Below are 21218 nucleotides of genomic sequence, written 5' to 3'. Positions count from 1 at the left end.
CTTCCTCTCCGGCACACCGAGCGGTGCGCCGGATCCGTAAGGGGAGGGCACGATGCGCCGATTCGCGAGGACGCTGGCCGCGGTGGCACTGGCGACCACCGTGGTGGCCGGGACGGCCGGCTGGGCGTCCGGGAACACCCAGCGGGCGGTCACGGGGCCACCGCCCGGCAGCGTCTCATGGCGCAGCGACGGGGTGCTGGGACGGGAGCTGCCCGATCCGGGCCGGGCGACGCCCCGTCACGTGCGGGACTTCTTCCGGGGGTTGAGCGCGGCCGAGCAGCAGGTGCTGGTGGAGCGGCATCCGTCGGTGGTCGGCAATCTGGACGGGGCGCCGCTGGAGCTCCGGTACCGCGCCAACGCCCGTGCGCTGCGGGCCTCCCAGGACCCCCGGTACACCCGGCTCGCCGCGCCCGGCCGGCAGATCCTCGCGTTCGACCCACGGGGCCGGGGCCAGGTGGCCGAGGTGTTCGGGGACCTGCGCACCGCGCGTCATGTGTCCGTCGTGGTGCCCGGATCGGACATCGACGCCGGGACCTTCGACCGGAGCGGCGATGTGTACGGCACCCCGGCGGGCATGGCGAAGTCGCTGTACGCCGGAACCGGTTCGGGCAGTGCGGTGATCGCCTGGGCCGGCTACACCACCCCGGTCGGCCTCGGCCTGGACGCGGCGACGGGCACGCTGGCCGAGGCGGGGGCGGTGCGGCTGACCCGGTTCACGGCGGGGCTGGCGGCCGACGGGCTGCCCGCGCCGGTGGTGTTCTGCCACAGCTACGGCTCGGTGGTCTGCGGGCTGGCGGCCTCCGGTCTCGGCGCCACGGACCTGGTGGTGCTCGGCTCCCCCGGGATGCGCGCCGACGACGTGGCCGGTCTGCACACCCGGGCGCGCGTCTGGGCGGCCAAGGACGACACCGACTGGATCGACGACGTCCCGCACGTCCGGGTGGCGGGTCTCGGGCACGGCGCGGACCCGGCCGACGAGGAGTTCGGGGCTCGCCGGGTGCCCGCCGAGGACGCCGAGGGGCACACCGGGTACTTCGCCCCCGGCACGGACTCGCTCGCCGCGTTCACCGCCATCGCGCGGGGGGTGGCCCGATGAGCGTGCGGCAACTGGTCTCCCGTATCGACGCGAGCACTCCCGCCCACCGCGACCGCGCGGTCGACGGACTGCGCGCCCTCGCCCTGCTGGCGGTGCCCGCGGGCCACTGGCTGCTCGGCGGGTTCGAGCGGGACGGCGAGGGCCTGCACAACGCCAGCCCGCTCTCCACGTTCCCCGTGTTCTCCCCGGTGAGCTGGGTGCTCCAGATGCTGGGGGTCTTCTTCCTGGTCGGCGGCTACGCCTCCGTCCTGTCCTATCGCCGCCGGCCGTCGACCACCGGCGCCTGGCTGCGCGCCCGTATGGTCCGGCTGGGCAGGCCGGTGCTCGGTGTGACCGCCGTGTGGGCGCTGATGATCCCGGTGTTGTACGCCGCCGGGGTGCCCGAGGACACCTTGCGTACGGGCGCGAAGCTGGTGATCCAGCCGCTCTGGTTCGTCGGGGTGTACGCCGTGGTCACGGCCCTGACGCCGTACTGCGTGCGGCTGGCCCGGCGGCTCGGCGGCTGGGCGGCGGCCCCGCTGATCGGCTCGGTCGCCGCGGTCGACCTCCTGCGCTACGGGCCGTACGCGGACGCCGTGCCGTCCTGGCTGAGCCTGCTGAACATCCTGCCCGGCTGGCTCTTCGCCTATCAGCTCGGCGTCAGCTGGGGCGAGGGGCGCCTCTCGCGGCGCGGCGCCCGGCTCCTGCTCGTCGGCGGCACCGCCCTGTTCGCCGTGCTGCTGCTCGTCTTCCACTACCCGGCGTCGATGGTCGGCGTACCGGGAGAGGCGCGGACCAACTCGCATCCGCCGTCGCTGCTGGTCCTCGCGCTGGCCTCGGCGCAGAGCGGTGCGGCGGTCCTGCTGCACGGCCGGATCGGCCGGGCGCTGCGCCGCCCCTCGCTGTGGGCCCCCGTGGTGGTGATCAACCTGTCGGCGATGACGATCCTGTGCTGGCACCAGACGGCCATGCTGGCCGCCGCCGTACCGGCCTCACTCGCCGGGGTGGTGCCGGGGCTGACGACGGCCCCGGACTCGGTCGGCTGGATCGTGGCCAGGCTGGCCTGGATGCCCCTGTTCGCCGCCCTGCTCGTGCTGATCTCCCGCTACGCCCGCCGGTTCGAGGCGCCCTGGGAGACGGAGAGCCGGGCCGGGAGGGCCCGCAGGGCTGCGGCGGGCCTACTCGCGGCGGGCTTCGCGGTCTTCGCGCTCCGGCTGGCCTGAGCGGCGGGTTTCGCGCTCCGGCCCGGCCTGACGGGCCGTCAGGACGCTGCCACGCCCGCCGGGGTCGCGGGGAGCGTCGCCTCGACGCCCCAGCCGCCGGCGGTCACCGGGCCGGCCTGGACGCTTCCGCCGATCAGGCCCACCCGCTCGTCCAGCCCCTTCAGCCCGAAGCCGCCCCGGGAGACCTGGCGCGGCCGCCCGTCGTCACTGACCCGTACGAGGACCCGGTCCCCCGAGCGCTCCACACGGACCCGCACCTCGGTACAACCATGGGCGTGCTTGCGTACGTTGGTGAGGGCCTCCATCACCACCCGGTGCGCCGTGGTGGTCACCTCCACCGGCAGATCGTCGAAGGCACCCGTCAGGTCGAGCTCGGCCCTGGCGCCGCCGACGGCCGAGAACTCCTCGACGAGCGACCGCACTTCACCGATGCCCGCCAGCGGGGTCAGCGTCACTTCGCCGTCGGTGTCACGCAGCATCCCCACCATGTGCCGCATGGAGGTCAGCGCCTCCGAGCCCGCCTGCTCGATCCGCTGGAGCGCGGGCGGCACCAGCTCGGGCCGCCGGCCGGCGATCGCGTGAGCTCCCTGGGCCTGGACGACGATGCCGGTCACATGATGGGCGACGAAGTCGTGCAGGTCCCGGGCGAACTCCGTGCGCTGCTCCAGCCTGAGCGCCGCGGCCTGCCGCCGCCGGTCCGCCAGCAGCAGCCGCATCCCGAGCCCGATGCCCAGCGCCATGAGCGCCACCAGGGCGTAGATCAACGCGAAGATGGTCGTGGACTGCTTGAACTGGACCGACACCGGTCGCAGCACGATCGCCAGGTAGAGCAGCGGCACGGCCACCGCCGCCCACGACGGCTTCCCCTTCCGGGCGACCACCAGGAGGAGCCAGGCCAGCGCCGCCGGTTCGGCGAATCCCAGCGCCTGCGCGCCGACCGTCATCTCCAGGTGCAGGGCCACCGAGAGACACAGCGACACGACCGCCAGCGTGCCGGCGGCCACCGGCAGCGCCCGGCCGCCGAGCCGGAACGAGGCGACGACGAGAGCGACGGCCAGCAGGGCGCCGACCAGCTTGGCGGGGCCCAGGACGGGGTCGGCGGGGTCGCCGATCCGGTAGAAGTCGCCGCCCGCCCAGTCCATCACGACGAGGCCGAGGAGACCCCCGGCCAGCAGCAGTCGCAACGTGGCGGGCAGGAGCCCCGGTCGGTCCTTCAGCAGTGTCACCGTCGTCACGGCCGGCCTCTTCGGCATCTGTCCCACTGCCCCTCCCTTCGACCGGCCGAAAGTCGGAGCCGGCCGCAGATGATCTGTCTTTCGCCCGATCCGCCGCCGGGCGCGACAGAGAAGAGTGGTTCTCACCGGGCGGCGTTCGCCGTTCATCACACAAGGAGGGTGTCACGACCGCGACCCGTCTCGCCTCGAAGCGGAACACGCACGGGCGAGCGCACGACACAGCGGTCGGCGACGCTCACACCCGGGCCCACTCCCCCCACGTACAGGGCCCGCCCTCACCCCACGCACAGGAGCCACGGATGGATCACGCACAGTCGCCCTACGGAAGCGGAACGGAGTTCGTGCCGCCGCCCGTCGGTGCGGCGGCGATCGAGGCCCATGGAGTCGGGAAGGAGTACCGGCGCGGCTGGGCGCTGCGGGACGTCTCCTTCCGGCTGCCGGCCGGGCGGGTGTGCGGCCTCGTCGGCCCCAACGGCGCCGGGAAGAGCACCCTGATGGGCCTGGCCACGAACATGATCCGGCCGACGGCCGGCGCCCTGCGGGTCTTCGGCGCGGAGCCGGGATCGACCGAGGCCGTCCTGCGGACCGCGTTCCTGACCCAGGAGAAGCCGCTGTTCCGGCGCTTCACCGTCGCGGAGACCCTCCGGCTGGGCCGCGAGTTCAACCCGCACTGGGACCAGGAGGTCGCCGAGGGCATCGTCCACGCGGGCCAGGTGCCGCTGAAGGCCAAGATCGGCACGCTGTCCGGCGGGCAGCGCACCCGCGTCGCCTTCGCCCTGGCCTTCGGGAAGCGCCCCGACCTGCTGATCCTGGACGAGCCGATGGCCGACCTGGACCCGCTGGTCCGCCGCGAGCTGATGACCACGCTGACGGCGGAGGCCGCCGAGCACGGCACCACGGTGCTGGTGTCCTCGCACATGCTCGCCGAGCTGGAGCACATCTGCGACTACCTGGTCGTCATCGCGAACGGCGGGCTGCGCCTCGCGGGCGAGGTGAACGAACTGCGCGCCGCGCACGCCCTGCTCGACGCCCCGGGCGGCGTCTCCTCCCCCGCACTCGCGCCGCACCGGGTCATCGAGGCCCACAACGAGGGCCGCCCGGGGGTCCTGGTGCGCCTCGGCGGACCGGTCCAGTACGCCGCCGAGCCCCCCACCCTGGAGGAGCTCCTGCTCGCCTACCTGCGGTCTCCCGACGCTCCCGCGCTGATCACCCCCAGCGCCCGGGTCGGCGACATCCACGACATCATCACCCGCGACCGGACGAAGGCTGTGACCGCATGACCACGCTCACCCACGACCCGGCCCGTACCGCGCCCGCCGGCCCCGCACGGCGCAGCCGGGGCCCCCGCCTCGGCGGTCCCGTCTGGCTCGTCCGGCGCCAGCACCGCGCCGCGCTCTGGACGCTCGTCGCCGCCATGGTCCTCGGCGGGCTGGTCATGGTCTACCTGCGCGGGCAGGCGATGGACTTCCTGGCCGCCCAGGAGCCGACCGCGCGGAAGTCGGGCGGCCTTCCGCCCGAGTTCGAGACCCACGTCGACCGGCTGTACGACATGGGGACCTACCTCAGCTACATCCCCGTCCTGGCCGGTGTCCTGCTCGGGGCTCCGCTCATCGCGGGCGACCTGGAGACCGGCACCGCCAAGCTGGTGACCTCCCAGTCCGTCAGCCGACTGCGCTGGCTCATCACGAAGCTCGCCGTTCCCGCCGTGATGCTGACTCTGTCGACGGGCGTGCTCTCCGCCCTGCTCACCTGGTGGTGGAACCCGCTCAAGGGGCTCTCCTCCGGCCTCATCTGGACCTCGTTCTTCAGCGTCACCGGGGTCGTACCGGTGGCCCACGCGCTCCTTACGTTCACCGTGGGCGTGGCGGTCGGCCTGCTCCTGCGCCGCACACTGGTGTCGATGGTGGTCACGCTCGGCATCGTCGTGGCGATCGGGTTCGTCTGGAGCGAGCTCTGGCGGAGCCTCGGGAACGTCATGACGATCAGCACCGACAAGGGCGTCGGCCCCGGAGCCGTCCAGCCGGAGCTGCCCGACCAGGCGGAGCAACTGGGGCAGGGCACCTACTTCCTCACCAGCTCCGGGGACCGCCTCGACTGGACGACCTGTCTCGATCAGATGGACAACGACAAGGCGCACACCGCCTGCCTGGAGTCGAAGCACGTCATCGGCTGGTCGCTCGACTATCTCGACCTCGCCCAGATGCAGACGATGCAGTGGCTCGGCGCCGGCATCATGCTCGCCGTCACCGCCGCCGTCGCCGCCTTCGTCATCGTCTGGGGACGCAAGCGCCTCCTGTGACCCACCGGCGGGGGCCCGGGGCCCCCGCCGGGTTCCGGCCTACTCCCGCGCGGCGGCCGTGCTGCTCATGTCCGGGTAGCGGTCGCCCGCCACCTGGCTCGCGATGGGCTCCAGCAGCTCCAGCTCCTGGTCGCTCAGCGTGAGCCGGGTCGCCGCCACGTTCTCCATCAGGCGCTTGCGCTTACGCGTCCCCGGGATCGGCACCACGGTCAGGCCGTGCACCTGCGCCCGCTGCTGCACCCAGGCCAGGGCGACCTGCGCGGCGGTCACCCCGTGCGCCGCCGCGATCTTGTGCACCGGTTCCAGCAGGGCGGCGTTGGTCTTCGCGTTCTCCCCGGTGAAGCGCGGCTGGTGCTGACGGAAGTCGCCCTCCCCCAGGTCCTTGGCCGCGTCCGCGAACGCGCCGGTCAGGAACCCGCGGCCGAGCGGCGAGTACGGCACGAGCGTCACTCCGAGCTCGGCGGCGGCGGGCACGGCACTGCGCTCCACGTCCCGGCTGAAGAGCGACCACTCGGACTGCAGGGCCGCGATCGGGTGCACCGCGTGCGCGGCACGGAGCTCGTCCCCGGTCACCTCGCTCAGCCCGAGCTGCTTGACCTTGCCCTGCCGCACCAGCTCGGCCATGGCGCCCACGGACTCCTCGAACGGGACGAGCGGGTCACGGCGGTGCATGTAGTAGAGGTCGATGACGTCCGTGCCGAGCCGGCGCAGACTGGCCTCGACGGCCTGCCGGATGTACGCGGGGTCGTTGCGCACGCCCCGGTAGTACGGGTCGTCCTCCTTCCGCTCGACGGCGAACTTCGTCGCGAGCGTGATCTCGTCACGGTGCGACCCGACGAACGGCGCCAGGAACGTCTCGTTGGCGCCGCTCCCGTAGATGTCGGCGGTGTCGAACAGGGTGACGCCGACCTCCAGTGCCGCCTCCAGCGTGTCCCGGGCGGAGGGCTCGTCGGTGTCCCCGTAGAACTCGCTGATCCCCATGCAGCCGAGCCCCTGCACGCCGACCTGCGGGCCGTCGGCGCCGAGCTGCACGGTCGCGATCTTTCCGTAGTCGCTCATCTGCTCAGACCCTTTCCGTGTCCGACGTCGCCGCGCGGGCGCCGCCGTAAAAATCGATCTTGAAGTCGAGGACGGCGAGGGTCCCCTGGAGCTCCGCGATCCGCGTCCTCACGTCCCGCCGGGTCGCCTCCAGCAGCTCCTGCCGCTCGGCGAAGGTGTGGTCGCCCTCCCGGAGCAGTTCGGCGTACCTGACCATGTCGGCGACCGGCATCCCGGTCAGCCGCAGCTTGCCCACGAAGGCCAGCCAGTCCAGGTCGCGGTTCCGGAAGCGCCGCTGCCCCGTGTGGGAGCGGTCGACGTGCGGCATCAGCCCGATCCGCTCGTACCAGCGCAGCGTGTGGGCGGTGAGCCCGGTGAAGGCGACGACCTCGCTGATGGTGTAGTGGTCCTGGCCCTCGGGGCGTGGATGCGCCTCCGGGGCGGAAGCGCAGGTGTCCGTGCGTGCGGAAATGCTCTCCATCACCGTCATGACCTCCACGCTAGAACCTTGGAGTGCACTCCAAGCAAGCGTATTCGGGTGGCGACCTCGGTTTCGGCGCCCGTTAGGCTCGTACGCATGCAGAGCCTGGCGCTGATCGAGAACTGGCCCGTCCCCACCGCGGCAGCCGCCGTCGTCACCTCGGACGGCGCGCTCCTGGGTACCCATGGTCCCACCGCGCACCGTTTCCCGCTGGCTTCGGTCACCAAGCCGCTCGCGGCCTACGCGGCACTGGTGGCCTACGAGGAGGGCGCCGTCGAGCTGGACGAACCGGCCGGCCCCGAGGGCTCGACCGTCCGCCACCTCCTCGCCCACACCAGCGGACTCGCCTTCGACGAGCACCGGGTCACGGCGCCTCCCGGCACCCGCAGGCTGTACTCCAACGCGGGCTTCGAGGTGCTCGGCGACCACATCGCGAAGGCCACCGAGATCCCGTTCCCCGAGTACGTGCGCCAGGCGGTCCTGGAGCCCCTGGGCATGACGTCGACGACGCTGGAGGGCTCCCCGGCCAAGGACGGCGTCTCGACCGTGGACGACCTCGTGCGGTTCGCCGCGGAGGTGCAGGCTCCGCGCCTCCTCGACCCGCGCACGGTCCTGGAGGCGCAGAGCGTGGTGCACCCCGGCCTCAAGGGCGTACTCCCCGGCTACGGCCACCAGAGCCCCAACGACTGGGGGCTCGGCTTCGAGATCCGCGACTCCAAGTCCCCGCACTGGACCGGGCTTTCGTCCTCCCCCGCCACCTTCGGCCACTTCGGCCAGTCCGGTACGTTCCTGTGGATCGACCCGGCGGCGGGCGCGGCCTGCGTCGCGCTCACGGACCGGGCCTTCGGGCCGTGGGCGACCGAGGCCTGGACGCCGTTCACCGACGCGGTGCTGGCGGAGCTCGCCTCCTCGCGCTGAGCGCCGCACTCGAACCACACCGTCTTCCCCCGGCCGTCGGGGCGCACCACCACGCCCCAGCCGTCGGTGACGGCGTCCACCAGCAGCAGCCCCCGCCCGCCCTCGTCGAGCACGTCCCCGGCGAGGGCGCGGGGCAGCCGGGGGCAGGCGTCCGCGACCTCGACCCGTACGCCCCCGTCGGGGAGCAGGTAGATCAGGGTCTGGCAGCGGCGCCCCGGGACGTGCCGTACGACGTTGGCGATCAGCTCGGTGAGCGCCAGTTCCGCCGCGTCCGCCACATCGAGCAGACGCCAGCGGACGAGATACAGCCGCAGGATGCGGCGCAGATGCCGGGCGGAGTGCTCGCCCATGGCGAAGTCGGCACGGTAGACCGCGTCCTCCGCGTCACCGGTCCGGGTATCGGATACGTGATTCATGTCACCAGCGTGCAGTGCACTGGTTACTCTCGGCTACGACCTGAAACGAACGCCACCAGGCGTTGTACGCGAGAGGCACCCCGCCGTGGCCAACGTGCAGACGCTCGACCCCAGCGCCTCCCCTCTGGACTACTACGGCTGGGAGCTGCGCCGCCAGCGCGAGGCCCACGGCCTGCGGCAGGGCCAGCTCGGCGAGATCATCTTCTGTACGGGCTCACTGATCGGCCAGATCGAGACGACGAAGAAGGTGCCGACCCGCGACTTCTCGGAGCGCCTGGACGCGGCACTGGGCACGGACGGGGTGTTCTCGCGGCTGGTCGGCCTGGTTCTGCGGAGCCAACTGCCGACCTGGTTCCAGCCGTACGCGGAGATGGAGGCGCGGGCGACGTACATCTCCACGTACCAGGCGCAGTTGGTGTACGGGCTGCTCCAGACGGAGGAGTACGCGCGGGCGGTGCTGGCCACCGGTATGCCCGACGACCTGGAAGGCCTGGTGGCGGCCCGGGTGGAACGCCAGCGCATCCTGGAGCGGGAGCAACCGCCGCTGGCCTGGGCGATCCTGGACGAGGCGGTGCTGCACCGCCCGATCGGGGGACGCGAGGTCATGCGGATGCAACTGGGCCGCTTGTTGGACTTCACCCGGCACCGGTGGATGCGGATCCAGGTGCTGCCGTTCAGGGCCGGTGAACACTCAAGCCTGGCCGGTTCGTTCAACCTCCTACGCTTCGACGAGGACCCGGACCTGATCTATACGGAGGACCTCATCTCCGGCCATATGACGGCCAGCCCCGAGACCATCAGGGAGGCGATGCGCCGCTACGCTCACTTGCAGGCCGCAGCCCTCTCCATCGAGGATTCCGCGGCACTGATCACCCGTGTGTTGGAGGAGCGTTATGGCAATCGGCCCGGACCTGAGAAGCGCGCCGTGGCGTAAGTCCAGCTACAGCGGCAGCACCGGCGGTGACTGCGTCGAGTGCACCGTCACCGGCGGCGCGACTTGGCGGAAGTCCTCGTACAGCGGAAACACCGGCGGTGATTGTGTCGAGGTCGCCGACGGCTGCCCCGCCTCCGTGCCCGTGCGGGACAGCAAGAACCCGGCCGGCCCGGTCCTGATCGTGGGCACCGCCGCCTGGCAGGCCTTCGTGGACGGGCTGCGCTGACGCGTGACCGCGCTCCTCTTCCTGGACGTCGACGGCCCGCTCCTCCCGTTCGGTGCGTCCCCTCAGCAACTCCCCGAGGGGTACCCGGACTTCGGCCACACCGGTCCGAATCCGCTGATGGCCAGGGTCGACCCGGGCCTCGGTGCCCGGCTGAAGTCGCTGTCGTGCGAGCTGGTGTGGGCCACGACGTGGATGTCCGACGCGAACGAGTACATCGCGCCGTGGCTCGGGCTTCCCCAACTGCCCGTGGTGGACTGGCCGGACCCGCCCGTCGAAGCGGGGACGCGCGGGCTCCACTGGAAGACGCCGGGGCTCGTCGGGTGGGCCGCCGGACGGCCGTTCGCGTGGGTCGACGACGAGATCACCGACATCGACCGGTCCTGGGTGGCGGCACACCACCCGGCACCGGCCCTCCTGCACCACGTCGAGGCCTGGCGGGGGCTCACGGATCAGGACTTCGCCGCCCTGGACGCATGGCTGCGGGACAACCGGGCGTGAACGCGATCGTGCTCCGATAGGTTCGGCGGCTATGCGATCACGAGAGTTCGACCTCGACTTCCGTCTCCGGGCCGACCGGACCCGTTCCTGGGGCATCGCCCTGCTGGCCGTGGCCGCCCTCCTGTGGCTGTGGGGCGCCTCGCTGCTCGTACTGCCGTACGAGGCCACCAGCGGGCCCGACGACGACTACCCCTCGGACTGCGAGTCGCGTCTGTTCACGGACGCCGGTACGGCCAACACAGGAGACTCCGGGGACTGCACGGAGGAACGCGACTGGCCCGAAGTCCTCGCCGTACTGGGGCTGTCCATACCGTTCTCGGTGGCCGGCGGTTCGCTCTTCACCATCGGTACCGTCTCGCGCCGGATGAGCGCCCACGGGCAGGCGATGCGCGAGCTGGACAAGCTGGCGGCGAAGACCGAGGAGGGGTAGCGGGAACGGGTGGGTGGAAGAGATGCCGCAGCGGTGAAGAGGTTGTGCCGCGGATGATGTTCAAGGGGTCGCAGGTCACGGGTCTGTCCCAGGCGTCGACGCCTGCGGAACGGGCGCGGGAACCGGCCCTCGGGCGGCGTACGCACGGCGGGGGCGCCCCTGGACCCCGCAATCGCATGTAACAGGCATGTATAAGCGGGCGGGCCGGCGGAACGTCCCGGGGGCCGGGGCGGGTCTTGTTGATCAGCAAGGCTCGCTCGTACCGGGCGAGCGCACCGAACCGACCGCAAGGAAGAAACGATGCGCACCAAGACGCTCACCCTCGCCGCCCTGACCCTCGCCGCCGGCCTCTCGCTCACCGCCTGCCAGGGTGGCGAGGACTCCGCCGCGGGCACCACCGGCTCCGGGTCGTCCTCGTCCTCCGCCGGGGCTCCGGCCGGCAGCGGCGGGTCCGACGACAGCGGCGCGTCCGACGGGAAGTCCTCGGCCGGCGACGACTCGACCACCGCGCAGTCCGCCGAGGGCAGCGGCAACGGGCAGATCACCACCGGCACGTGCAAGACGGAGAACCTCGACTTCAGCACCACGAACGGCATGGGCGAGGGCATGCTCACCGTCAGGCTCAAGAACACCGGCGGCGACGCCTGCACCCTCAAGGGCTTTCCCGGCGTCGACCTCAAGTCCCAGGACGCCTCCGGGCCCCTCAGCGCCAAGCGCAGCGACCTCGACGCCCCGGTCGTCAACCTCGCCGACGGCGAGACGACCCGCTTCACGCTGCACTACCCGGCGGCCGAGGGTACGGGTGCGCACGTCAGCGCCATCGAGGTCACCCCGCCCAACGAGACCCGGTCCAAGGCCCTGTCGGTCTCCCTCAGGCTCCAGATCGCCGACGGCGCCGACCAGAAGGTCGTCGTGGACCCGGTCGGCACCGGCAAGCAGTGACCACGCGCGGCGGCGCTCACACCTCGGCGAGCTCCCAGAGCAGCGCCTCGGCCGGCTCCAGCGCCTCCAGCTCCAGCCCCCGGGACTCCGTCACACGGGCGGAGTCCCCCGGGCCCAGCTCCTCGCCCGCCAGGAGGACACGGCCCCGTACGACGTGGACGTAGACGCCCGCGGCGTCCGGCACGGCGGTCCGCTCGCCCTCGGACTGCCGGCGCACATGGAGCATCGCGCCCGCCTCGGGGAGGGCGTACGGAGTGGAGTCGGCGATCCCGGTGACCTGCGTGTAGGAGGGCTCCCCGCCCGGCCGCAGAGGGGCCAGCCACATCTGGACGAACGTCAGCGGGCCTTCCCCGTCGTTGCGTTCGACGTGCCGCACCCCGGCGGCCGAGCTGAGGTGCTGGACGTCCCCGGCCCGTACGACGGTGGCGTGGCCGGCCGAGTCGCGGTGGGTGAGCTCGCCCTCCACCACCCAGGTGACGATCTCGGTGTGGCTGTGCGGATGCTCGTCGAAGCCGGCGCCCGGGGCGAGACGCTCCTCGTTGCAGGCCAGGATCGGCCCGAAGCGCAGATTGTCCGGATCGTAGAACCGCCCGAAGGAGAACGCGTGCAGCGTCTCGATGCCCGCGGAGTCACCCGTGGCCGGGTCCCCACCGCGGAAGCGGTCCCCGGAGCGGCGTACGTCCATCACGCCACCACGGTATCCCCGTCGGCCGGTCTTCGGCCCCGGCCCTCCGGGCACCTGTCCCGATAAGGCAGTCTTGTGTGCGTGCCCCGACCCGATCCTGAGCAGCCCGCCTCTCACGACCCCCATCTCCACGCCGCGACCCTGAAACGCCTGGAGCAGTCCTCCGGCCGGCTCGCCGCGAACGCCATCGCCCGCATGGACGAGACGCTGCCGTGGTACCGGGCGATGCCACCGGAGAACCGGTCCTGGATCGGTCTGGTCGCCCAGGCCGGCATCGCCGCGTTCACGGAGTGGTTCCGGCACCCGGAGACCCCGCAGGCGATCTCCACCGACGTGTTCGGCACGGCTCCGCGCGAGCTGACGCGGGCGATCACGCTGCGGCAGACCGTCGAGATGGTGCGGACGACGATCGAGGTCATGGAAGCGGCGATCGAGGAGGTCGCGGCGCCGGGCGACGAGTCGGTGCTGCGCGAGGCACTCCTCGTCTACGCGCGCGAGATCGCCTTCGCGACCGCTCAGGTGTACGCGCAGGCCGCCGAGGCGCGTGGCGCGTGGGACGCCCGGCTGGAGTCGCTCGTGGTGAACGCGGTGCTCTCCGGCGAGGCGGACGAGGGCGCCGTGTCGCGGGCCGCCGCCCTCGGCTGGAACTCCCCCGAGCATGTGTGTGTCGTCCTCGGCACCGCCCCCGAGGGCGACAGCGAGCTCACGGTCGAGGCGATCCGGCGGGCGGCACGGCACGCGAAGCTCCAGGTCCTGACCGGGGTGCTCGGACACCGGCTGGTCGTCATCGCGGGCGGCAGCGACAACCCGCTGAACGTCGCGAAGTCGCTGATCGGGCCCTATGCGGCCGGCCCCGTCGTCGCCGGGCCCGTGGTGCCGGACCTGCTCGCCGCCACCCGGTCCGCGCAGGCCGCGGCGGCAGGTCTCAAGGCATGTTCGGCGTGGCAGGACGCTCCGAGGCCCGTCCTGTCGGACGATCTCCTTCCTGAGCGTGCGATGGCGGGAGACCCTGCCGCGCGCGATCAGCTGGTGGAGGAGATCTACAGACCGCTGGAAGAAGCGGGTTCGGCACTTCTGGAGACGCTGAGTGTCTATCTGGAGCAGGCGAGCAGTCTTGAGGGCGCGGCACGGATGCTGTTCGTGCACCCCAATACCGTGCGCTACCGGCTGCGACGTGTGACCGACGTCACCGGCTGGTCACCCTCCGACGTCCGTTCCGCGTTCACGCTGCGGATCGCCCTCATCCTGGGGCGCTTGGCCGCCGGGGACACCCAGTCCTAGACTTTTGTCGAACTTCAACAATTCCCCTGACGGTTCTTCGTCCCTGTCCCCACGGGCCTCCGGGGCCGTCCACAAGAGAGAGTGTGAGGGTGCTCGTACTCGTCGCTCCCGGCCAAGGCGCTCAGACGCCCGGCTTCCTGACTCCCTGGCTCGAACTCCCCGGTGCCGCCGACCGCATCGCGGGATGGTCCGACGCCATCGGGCTCGACCTTGCCCACTACGGCACGAAGGCCGACGCGGACGAGATCCGCGACACGGCGGTGGCCCAGCCGCTGCTGGTCGCCTCCGGTCTCCTCTCCGCCGCGGCCCTGGACGCCTCGCCCGGCGTCGTCGCCGGTCACAGCGTCGGTGAGATCACCGCCGCGGCGCTCGCCGGTGTCATCGACGACGAGTCCGCGCTCCGTCTCGTACGCACCCGGGGTCTCGGCATGGCCGAGGCCGCCGCGGTCACCGAGACCGGCATGGCCGCGCTCCTGGGCGGTGACCCCGAGGTCACGGTCCCGCACCTGGAGAAGCTGGGGCTCACCCCGGCCAACGTCAACGGCGGCGGGCAGATCGTCGCCGCCGGCACCGCGGCCCAGATCACCGCGCTGACCGAGGACAAGCCCGAAGGCGTACGCCGCGTGGTGCCGCTCAAGGTCGCCGGTGCGTTCCACACGCACCACATGGCTCCGGCCGTGGAGAAGCTGCGTGCCGCCGCCACCGCCCTGACGGTCACCGACCCGAAGGTGACGTACGTGTCGAACGCCGACGGGAAGACGGTCGCCACCGGCGACGAGGTCATCTCGCGGCTCGTCGGCCAGGTCGCCAACCCGGTCCGCTGGGACCTGTGCATGGAGACCTTCGCCGCGCTCGGAGTCACCGCCCTCATCGAGGCGGCGCCCGGCGGGACCCTGACGGGACTCGCCAAGCGCGCGCTGCCCGGGGTGCAGACCCTCGCGCTCAAGACCCCCGACGACCTCGACGCGGCCCGCGCGCTCATCTCCGAGCACGCGGGCGCCTAAGGAGCCCGAGAGCATGTCGAAGATCAAGCCCAGCAAGGGCGCCCCGTACGCACGGATCATGGGTGTGGGCGGCTACCGCCCGACCCGTGTCGTGCCCAACGAGGTGATCCTCGAGACGATCGACTCGTCCGACGAGTGGATCCGCTCCCGCTCCGGTATCGCCACCCGCCACTGGGCCTCCGACGAGGAGACCGTGTCGATGATGTCGGTGGAGGCCGCCGGCAAGGCGATCGCCGACGCCGGGATCGCTCCCGAGCAGATCGGCGGAGTCATCGTCTCCACCGTCTCGCACTTCAAGCAGACCCCCGCCGTCGCGACCGACATCGCGCACCGGGTCGGCGCCGGCAAGCCCGCCGCCTTCGACATCTCGGCCGGCTGCGCGGGCTTCGGCTACGGCCTCACGCTCGCCAAGGGCATGATCGTCGAGGGCTCGGCAGAGTACGTACTTGTCATCGGCGTCGAGCGGCTCAGCGACCTCACCGACCTGGAGGACCGCGCGACGGCCTTCCTGTTCGGCGACGGCGCGGGCGCGGTCGTGGTCGGCCCGTCGCAGGAGCCGGCCATCGGCCCCACGGTCTGGGGCTCCGAGGGCGACAAGTCCGAGACGATCAAGCAGACCGTCGCGTGGAACGACTTCCGCATCGGCGATGTCTCGAACCTTCCGCTCAACGAGCGGGGCGAGGTCAAGTTCCCGGCCATCACGCAGGAGGGCCAGGCGGTCTTCCGCTGGGCCGTCTTCGAGATGGCGAAGGTCGCCCAGCAGGCGCTGGAGGCGGCCGGGATCTCCCCGGAAGACCTGGACGTCTTCATTCCGCACCAGGCCAACATGCGGATCATCGACTCGATGGTGAAGACCCTCAAGCTGCCGGAGCACGTCACGGTCGCGCGTGACGTGGAAACCACCGGCAACACGTCGGCCGCCTCGATTCCGCTCGCGATGGAGCGGCTTCTGGCGACCGGTCAGGCCAAGAGCGGCGACACGGCGCTCATCATCGGCTTCGGGGCGGGTCTCGTCTACGCCGCGACGGTCGTTACCCTCCCCTAGGCACACCGGACCTTTTGGGTCCGTACGCACGAACACAGAAGAAACCACCGAAGGAGCGCCAAGATGGCCGCCACGCAGGAAGAGATCGTCAAGGGTCTCGCCGAGATCGTCAACGAGATCGCCGGTATCCCGGAGGAGGACGTCCAGCTGGACAAGTCCTTCACCGACGACCTGGACGTCGACTCGCTGTCCATGGTCGAGGTCGTCGTCGCCGCCGAGGAGCGCTTCGACGTCAAGATCCCCGACGAGGACGTCAAGAACCTCAAGACGGTCGGCGACGCCGCCGACTACATCCTGAAGCACCAGGGCTGATCCCAGCCCGTCCCGTGTGTCGCCACCCGGCGGTGGCGCCGCTGATTCACGACCCTCTACACGTGGAGAAGATTTTCCAGTGAGCCCGACCAATCGCACCGTGGTCGTCACCGGTATCGGCGCAACCACTCCGCTGGGTGGCGACTCCGCATCGACCTGGGAAGGTCTGATGGCCGGCCGTTCCGGCGTCAAGCCTCTCGAGGGCGAACGTTTCGCCGAACTGCCCGTCCGGATCGCGGCCCTCGCGGCCGTCGATCCCGGCGAGGTACTGCCCCGACCGCTCGCCCGCAAGCTGGACCGTTCGGCGCAGTTCGCGCTGATCGCCGCCCGCGAGGCGTGGGCCGACGCCGGCTTCACCGGCAAGGCCGGCGAGGACGAGAAGATCCAGCCCGAGCGTCTGGGCTCGGTCATCGCCTCCGGCATCGGCGGCGTGATCACCCTGCTCGACCAGTACGACGTGCTGAAGGAGAAGGGCGTACGCCGCGTCTCCCCGCACACCGTCCCCATGCTCATGCCCAACGGCCCGGCGGCCAACGTCGGCCTCGAGGTCAACGCCCAGGCCGGTGTCCACACTCCGGTCTCCGCCTGTGCGTCGGGCGCCGAGGCCATCGGGTACGCCGTCGAGATGATCCGCACCGGCCGTGCCGATGTGGTCGTCGCCGGTGGCACCGAGGCGGCCATCCACCCGCTGCCGATCGCGGCGTTCGCCAACATGATGGCGATGTCCAAGAGCAACGACGAGCCCGAGAAGGCCTCGCGTCCGTACGACACGGCCCGTGACGGCTTCGTCCTCGGCGAGGGCGCCGGCGTCGTGATCCTGGAGTCCGCGGAGCACGCCGCCGCGCGTGGCGCCAAGGTCTACTGCGAGGTGCTGGGCCAGGGCCTGTCCGCCGACGCCCACCACATCGCGCAGCCCGAGCCCACCGGGCGCGGGATCGCCGCCGCGATGCAGAACCTGCTGGACTCCACGGACCTGAAGCCGTCCGAGGTCGTCCACCTCAACGCGCACGCCACGTCCACGCCGCAGGGTGACGTCGCGGAGATCAAGGCGCTGCGCGCGGTGCTCGGCGACGACCTGGACCATGTCGCGATCTCCGCCACGAAGTCCATGACGGGTCACCTGCTGGGTGGCGCGGGCGGCATCGAGACCGTGGCGACGGTGCTGGCGCTGCACCACCGGACGGCTCCGCCAACCATCAACGTGGACGACCTCGACGAGTCGGTCGAGGCGGACATCGTGCGCGGTGAGCCGCGTGCGCTGCCGGAGGGGTCGATCGCCGCGATCAACAACTCGTTCGGCTTCGGTGGCCACAACGTGGTGCTGGCGTTCCGCTCGGTCTGACCCGCGCCCGGCTGTCGTGAGGCCCGCTTCCGCCCCTGCCGGGGCGGGGGCGGGCTTTCGCATGCCGCGGGCCGTTCCCGGGGGCTCCGCCCCTTGAGGCAAAACGTTTCCGCACAGGCTGGGGCATGCGGCCGGGCAGGGGCCGGGCCCGTCAGACCACCTGGTGGAGCCAGCGGACCGGGGCGCCCTCTCCGGCGTGGCGGAAGGACTCCAGCTCGTCGTCCCACGGCTTGCCGAGGAGTTTGGCCACCTCGGCCTCCAGGTCGCTCTCGCCGCTCAGGGAGCGTGCGAGCGCCGCCCGCAGCCGGTCCTCGGGGACCAGGATGTCGCCGTGCATGCCGGTGACGGCGTGGAAGATGCCGAGGCCCGGCGTGGAGCTGTAGCGCTCGCCCTCCGCCGTGGGGCACGGTTCCGCCGTCACCTCGAAGCGGAGCAGGTCCCAGCCCCGGAGGGACGAGGCCAGCTCCGAGGCCGTGCCGGCGCGGCCCTTCCAGGAGAATTCGGACCGCCAGGTGCCGGGCGCGGCCGGCTGTCTGATCCAGTCCAGCTGGACCCGCACACCGAGCACACCCGCCACCGCCCATTCGACATGCGGGCACAGCGCGCGCGGTGCGGAGTGAACGTACAGGACTCCACGTGTCGTCACCGGGACCTCCAGTGTGGGACGAGGTTCGCCTTCCCCAGCGGCCTCGCGCCCGTACGGTCTCTTCCCGGCCGGCTCCCGAGGTTGTCTTCAGTAAACAGCATCGGGAGTTAATCTCCAGAAAAGGGACAGTATGTGACGTGAGGTAACTTACCCGACCCGCTGATACCCGCCGATTCCTCCGCGGGCCGGTCGGGCGCCACTGGTTCGACGGGGAAAAGCTACCGTGCGCCGGGGCCGGGTGTGTGACGTACCGTCGGTCCCGGGCCCATGATTCGCTCAGCATTCACCCGCGAGGGCGTGGGGGCCCGCCACCTGGGGCTGTCCGGGTGTGCCGGAGGCACAATCACCCGTGTGACCGGAGGGGATGCAGGGATGTCCGAGCGTTCGCCACGCCGCCGCGCCCGGGGCGCGGCGGTCACTCTGACGGCGGTCGCGCTCGCCGGTGCCGCCGTGCTCACGGGCTGCACCTCCGACGGGGGCACGACGGCGCGGAGCACCGCGGGCGCCGGGAGCCCCTCCCCCTCGCCGACGCCGGCGTGGGACGTGAGCCCCGGCTCGATCGCGGCGGTCGGGGACTCCATCACCCGGGGTTTCGACGCCTGCTCGGTGCTGGCCGACTGCCCGGAGGTCTCCTGGGCCACCGGGACCGACGGCGGGGTGCGCAGCCTCGCCGTACGTCTCCTGGGCGCGTCGAAGGCGGCCTCGCACAGCTGGAACCATGCCGTGTCGGGCGCGAGGATCGCGCAGCTGCCGGAGCAGATGGCGCTGGCCGCGAAGGACCGGCCGGAGCTGGTCACGGTGATGATCGGCGCGAACGACGCCTGCCGGGACTCGGTGCGGCTCATGACCCCGGTGGCCGACTTCCGGTCCTCCTTCGAGGCGTCGATGCGGCAGTTGCGCGCCTCGGCCCCGAAGACGCAGGTGTACGTGTCGAGCGTGCCGGACCTCAAGCGGCTCTGGTCGACCGGGCGTGAGAACCCGCTGGGCAAGCAGATCTGGAAGCTGGGGATCTGCCAGTCGATGCTGGGCGACGCCGACGACATGGGCAGCGCGGCCGTCGCCCGGCGTGACGCGGTGCTGGAGCGGGTCGTGGCGTACAACGGGGTGCTGCGGGACGTCTGCGCGCGGGACGAGCGCTGCCGTTACGACGGCGGGGCGGTGTTCGACTACCGGTTCACCGGTGCGCAGCTCAGCGAGTGGGACTGGTTCCACCCTGGCCGCAACGGCCAGGCCAGGCTGGCGGAGATCGCGTACCGCGCGGTGACGGCGGCCGGGCCCCCGGCGTAGACCGGACGGCCGTACAGTTCTTGATCATGACGACGGGTGCAGCAGTACAGAGCGAAGACTTCTCGGTCCTCACGGACGGTACGCCGGTGCGGCGCTGGACCCTGGAGCGCGGGGACACACGGGTGCGGGTGCTGACGTACGGCGCGGTGGTGCAGTCCGTGGTGGTGCCCGGGCGGGACGGCGCGCGGGCCGAGGTGGCCCTGGGGCTGCCGGACGTAGCGGCGTACGAGACGTACACGGGGCCCTATTTCGGCGCGGTCGTCGGGCGGTACGCGAACCGGATCGGGGGCGCGTCCTTCGTGCTCGACGGCCGGACGCACCGGGTGACGGCGAACGAGGGGCGCAACACCCTGCACGGCGGTGGGCGCGGCTTCGACAAGCGCGTGTGGGACGCGCAGGAGGTGCCGGAGGGCGTGCGGCTCTCCCTGGTCGCCGAGGACGGCGAGGAGGGCTTCCCGGGGCGGCTGGAGGTCTCGGTGACGTACACCCTGGACGAGGACGGCGCGCTGCGGATCGCCTACCGGGCGACGACGGACGCGCCGACCGTGGTGAACCTGACGAACCACACGTACTGGAACCTGGCCGGTGCGGACAGCGGGAGCGCGCTCGGGCACGAACTGCGGCTCGCGGCCGGGCGGATCACCCCGGTGGACGGGGAGTCGATCCCGACGGGCGAGCTCCTGCCGGTGGAAGGGACCCGTTTCGACTTCCGGGAGCCGAAGCCGGTGGGACCGGGCTACGACGTCAACTACGTGCTGGAGGGGACCGGCGGGGAGCCGGCCGCCGAGCTGTACGACCGCGGGTCGGGCCGGCTGATGACGGTGCGGACGACGGAGCCGGGGATCCAGCTGTACACCGCGGACCACCTCGGCGACGGTCCGTTCGTGCCGTGCGCGGGGATCGCGCTGGAGACGCAGCACTTCCCGGACGCGCCGAACCGCCCGGAGTTCCCCGGCACGGTGCTGCGGCCGGGCGAGGAGTTCGCCTCCACGACGGTGTACGGCTTCTCGGTGCGCTGAGCGCGTACGCCCTCAGTCCTGGTCCTTGTACAGGGTGTACGGCGACGAGGGGGCCGGCTCCGGGGCCTGCGGCGTCCGGGTGAGTTCGCGGGCCAGCAGCGTGGCCCCCGCGACGGCGCCCGGCATCAGGAGCACGGCGACGAAGGGGACGACGAAGGCGACCGCGAGCGGGACCCCGAAGCCCAGGACCATCAGCCGGCGGCCGCGCAGCAGCGTGAGCCGGTCCTTCAGGACCAGGCCGCGGCGCTGGAGGGCGACCCCGGTGAGCTCCTCGGACAGGAAGTAGCCGGAGACGCAGAAGCCGAGGACGGGGACCACGGTCTGCCCGACGACGGGGATGAACCCGAGGGCGAAGAGCAGCACGCCGTAGAGCGCGACGCGCAGCAGGATGCGCACGGAGTCGCGGGCGGAGATCCACAGCTCGCGCCAGAGCGGCAGCCCCGACTCGGGCACCTCGCCGCCCTCGCTGCGGTCGACCTCCTCGGAGAGCGACTCGTAGAACGGCTGGCCGACCAGCAGGGTCACCGCGGTGAACGTGATGACCGCGAGGAATATCCCGAGCACGAAGACCAGGACGACCAGGGTGTTGCGCAGGAGACCCAGCCACGGGGAGGACCAGTCGTCGGCGAACGGGGTGGCCCAGGCGACGAAGTCGTCGGCGCCGTACCCCAGTCCGACCAGCGCGCCCGCGTAGACGATGAGGGTGACCAGCGCGGGCAGCAGGCCGAAGCCGAACCACCTGGCGTGGCCGAGGACCCAGCGCTGCCCCTTGACCAAGTAACCGAAACCCGCGCCGAGATCACTCATGGCGTCAGCGTACTTGTGCGAACCATTGACACGTCCCCTGGCCCGTCATTACCGTCACGCCAGCATTTCGAACGA

Annotated in this window: 23 protein-coding genes and 1 pseudogene; 17 read left to right on the top strand and 7 right to left on the bottom strand. The window is 71.8% G+C overall.

Annotated features, from left to right (window positions below; all coding sequences use genetic code 11):
• The first annotated feature begins 52 nt into the window (after positions 1 to 52).
• Entirely contained in the window at positions 53 to 1096 is a 1044-nt protein-coding gene (locus ACZ607_RS01975; RefSeq protein ID WP_469730759.1) for an alpha/beta hydrolase, read from the top strand.
• On the top strand, positions 1093 to 2298 hold the full coding sequence (locus tag ACZ607_RS01970) for an acyltransferase family protein (RefSeq protein ID WP_469730757.1): 1206 nt from the start codon (positions 1093 to 1095) through the stop codon (positions 2296 to 2298). Before ACZ607_RS01975 ends, ACZ607_RS01970 begins: the two co-directional genes overlap by 4 nt.
• A gap of 38 nt (positions 2299 to 2336) precedes the next feature.
• On the opposite strand, the gene ACZ607_RS01965 is transcribed toward ACZ607_RS01970, so the two are convergent.
• Positions 2337 to 3533: a sensor histidine kinase gene (locus ACZ607_RS01965; protein WP_469730755.1), complete on the bottom strand. Its 1197-nt coding sequence runs from the start codon at positions 3531 to 3533 to the stop codon at positions 2337 to 2339.
• Between the two features lie 299 nt (positions 3534 to 3832).
• Between ACZ607_RS01965 and ACZ607_RS01960 the strand changes: the two genes are divergently transcribed.
• Both ACZ607_RS01960 and ACZ607_RS01955 read left to right on the top strand, forming a co-directional pair.
• A complete protein-coding gene (locus ACZ607_RS01960) occupies positions 3833 to 4813 on the top strand; it encodes an ABC transporter ATP-binding protein (RefSeq protein WP_469730753.1) in 981 nt (326 codons plus the stop codon).
• The gene (locus ACZ607_RS01955; RefSeq protein ID WP_469730751.1) at positions 4810 to 5832 is read left to right on the top strand and encodes an ABC-2 transporter permease; all 1023 of its coding nucleotides are present in this window, start codon (positions 4810 to 4812) and stop codon (positions 5830 to 5832) included. Before ACZ607_RS01960 ends, ACZ607_RS01955 begins: the two co-directional genes overlap by 4 nt.
• A gap of 39 nt (positions 5833 to 5871) precedes the next feature.
• Here the strand turns inward: ACZ607_RS01955 and ACZ607_RS01950 are convergent, their stop codons facing one another.
• Both ACZ607_RS01950 and ACZ607_RS01945 read right to left on the bottom strand, forming a co-directional pair.
• A complete protein-coding gene (locus tag ACZ607_RS01950; RefSeq protein WP_469730749.1) occupies positions 5872 to 6891 on the bottom strand; it encodes an aldo/keto reductase in 1020 nt (339 codons plus the stop codon).
• A gap of 4 nt (positions 6892 to 6895) precedes the next feature.
• A complete protein-coding gene (locus ACZ607_RS01945; protein WP_469730747.1) occupies positions 6896 to 7360 on the bottom strand; it encodes a MerR family transcriptional regulator in 465 nt (154 codons plus the stop codon).
• An 87-nt stretch (positions 7361 to 7447) separates the two neighbouring features.
• Between ACZ607_RS01945 and ACZ607_RS01940 the strand changes: the two genes are divergently transcribed.
• A complete protein-coding gene (locus tag ACZ607_RS01940) occupies positions 7448 to 8269 on the top strand; it encodes a serine hydrolase domain-containing protein (RefSeq protein WP_469730745.1) in 822 nt (273 codons plus the stop codon).
• Here ACZ607_RS01940 and ACZ607_RS01935 read toward each other — a convergent pair.
• Positions 8266 to 8685: pseudogene (locus tag ACZ607_RS01935) on the bottom strand (ATP-binding protein); the annotation flags it as partial. The gene ACZ607_RS01940 and the pseudogene ACZ607_RS01935 overlap by 4 nt on opposite strands.
• An 85-nt stretch (positions 8686 to 8770) precedes the next feature.
• Between ACZ607_RS01935 and ACZ607_RS01930 the strand changes: the two are divergent.
• From ACZ607_RS01930 to ACZ607_RS01910, 5 genes are all read left to right on the top strand, one after another.
• Positions 8771 to 9619 (top strand): helix-turn-helix domain-containing protein, encoded by an 849-nt coding sequence (locus ACZ607_RS01930; RefSeq protein WP_469730743.1) that lies wholly within the window; start codon positions 8771 to 8773, stop codon positions 9617 to 9619.
• Positions 9579 to 9845: a DUF397 domain-containing protein gene (locus ACZ607_RS01925; RefSeq protein ID WP_469730741.1), complete on the top strand. Its 267-nt coding sequence runs from the start codon at positions 9579 to 9581 to the stop codon at positions 9843 to 9845. The genes ACZ607_RS01930 and ACZ607_RS01925 overlap by 41 nt, the downstream gene beginning before the upstream one ends.
• A 3-nt stretch (positions 9846 to 9848) precedes the next feature.
• Positions 9849 to 10343, top strand: a complete 495-nt coding sequence (locus tag ACZ607_RS01920; RefSeq protein ID WP_469730739.1) for an HAD domain-containing protein — start codon at positions 9849 to 9851, stop codon at positions 10341 to 10343.
• A 31-nt stretch (positions 10344 to 10374) separates the two neighbouring features.
• Positions 10375 to 10773: a hypothetical protein gene (locus ACZ607_RS01915; protein ID WP_469730737.1), complete on the top strand. Its 399-nt coding sequence runs from the start codon at positions 10375 to 10377 to the stop codon at positions 10771 to 10773.
• A 300-nt stretch (positions 10774 to 11073) separates the two neighbouring features.
• Complete coding sequence (locus ACZ607_RS01910) at positions 11074 to 11715, top strand: DUF4232 domain-containing protein (protein ID WP_469730735.1); 642 nt, start codon at positions 11074 to 11076, stop codon at positions 11713 to 11715.
• Between the two features lie 16 nt (positions 11716 to 11731).
• On the opposite strand, the gene ACZ607_RS01905 is transcribed toward ACZ607_RS01910, so the two are convergent.
• On the bottom strand, positions 11732 to 12400 hold the full coding sequence (locus ACZ607_RS01905; RefSeq protein WP_469731828.1) for a pirin family protein: 669 nt from the start codon (positions 12398 to 12400) through the stop codon (positions 11732 to 11734).
• Positions 12401 to 12481: 81 nt separating this feature from the next.
• On the opposite strand from ACZ607_RS01905, the gene ACZ607_RS01900 reads away from it, so the two are divergent.
• The 5 genes from ACZ607_RS01900 to fabF all read left to right on the top strand — a co-directional run bounded on the left by ACZ607_RS01900 (position 12482) and on the right by fabF (position 17384).
• Complete coding sequence (locus ACZ607_RS01900) at positions 12482 to 13681, top strand: PucR family transcriptional regulator (protein ID WP_469730733.1); 1200 nt, start codon at positions 12482 to 12484, stop codon at positions 13679 to 13681.
• 89 nt (positions 13682 to 13770) lie between these two features.
• The gene (locus tag ACZ607_RS01895) at positions 13771 to 14685 is read left to right on the top strand and encodes an ACP S-malonyltransferase (protein ID WP_469730731.1); all 915 of its coding nucleotides are present in this window, start codon (positions 13771 to 13773) and stop codon (positions 14683 to 14685) included.
• A gap of 13 nt (positions 14686 to 14698) precedes the next feature.
• A complete protein-coding gene (locus ACZ607_RS01890) occupies positions 14699 to 15730 on the top strand; it encodes a beta-ketoacyl-ACP synthase 3 (RefSeq protein ID WP_469730729.1) in 1032 nt (343 codons plus the stop codon).
• Positions 15731 to 15793: 63 nt separating this feature from the next.
• Positions 15794 to 16042 carry an acyl carrier protein gene (locus tag ACZ607_RS01885; RefSeq protein ID WP_003969376.1) on the top strand — a complete coding sequence of 83 codons (249 nt, stop codon included), beginning with the start codon at positions 15794 to 15796 and terminating at the stop codon, positions 16040 to 16042.
• 79 nt (positions 16043 to 16121) lie between these two features.
• Positions 16122 to 17384 carry a beta-ketoacyl-ACP synthase II gene (gene fabF, locus ACZ607_RS01880; protein ID WP_469730728.1) on the top strand — a complete coding sequence of 421 codons (1263 nt, stop codon included), beginning with the start codon at positions 16122 to 16124 and terminating at the stop codon, positions 17382 to 17384.
• 151 nt (positions 17385 to 17535) lie between these two features.
• Here the strand turns inward: fabF and ACZ607_RS01875 are convergent, their stop codons facing one another.
• Complete coding sequence (locus ACZ607_RS01875) at positions 17536 to 18030, bottom strand: DUF3145 domain-containing protein (RefSeq protein ID WP_469730726.1); 495 nt, start codon at positions 18028 to 18030, stop codon at positions 17536 to 17538.
• A gap of 372 nt (positions 18031 to 18402) precedes the next feature.
• Here ACZ607_RS01875 and ACZ607_RS01870 point away from each other — a divergent pair, with 372 nt between their 5' ends.
• A complete protein-coding gene (locus ACZ607_RS01870; protein WP_469730725.1) occupies positions 18403 to 19317 on the top strand; it encodes an SGNH/GDSL hydrolase family protein in 915 nt (304 codons plus the stop codon).
• 26 nt (positions 19318 to 19343) lie between these two features.
• On the top strand, positions 19344 to 20336 hold the full coding sequence (locus ACZ607_RS01865; RefSeq protein ID WP_469730723.1) for an aldose epimerase family protein: 993 nt from the start codon (positions 19344 to 19346) through the stop codon (positions 20334 to 20336).
• A 12-nt stretch (positions 20337 to 20348) separates the two neighbouring features.
• Here ACZ607_RS01865 and ACZ607_RS01860 read toward each other — a convergent pair whose 3' ends face one another.
• The gene (locus ACZ607_RS01860; protein WP_469730721.1) at positions 20349 to 21143 is read right to left on the bottom strand and encodes an EI24 domain-containing protein; all 795 of its coding nucleotides are present in this window, start codon (positions 21141 to 21143) and stop codon (positions 20349 to 20351) included.
• Between the last annotated feature and the right edge of the window lie 75 nt (positions 21144 to 21218).

It is taken from the genome of Streptomyces sp. NPDC104381 (genome assembly GCF_055583745.1).
The sequence above is the reverse complement of the archived record's forward strand: the minus strand, read 5'-3'. Positions and strand labels throughout refer to the sequence as shown.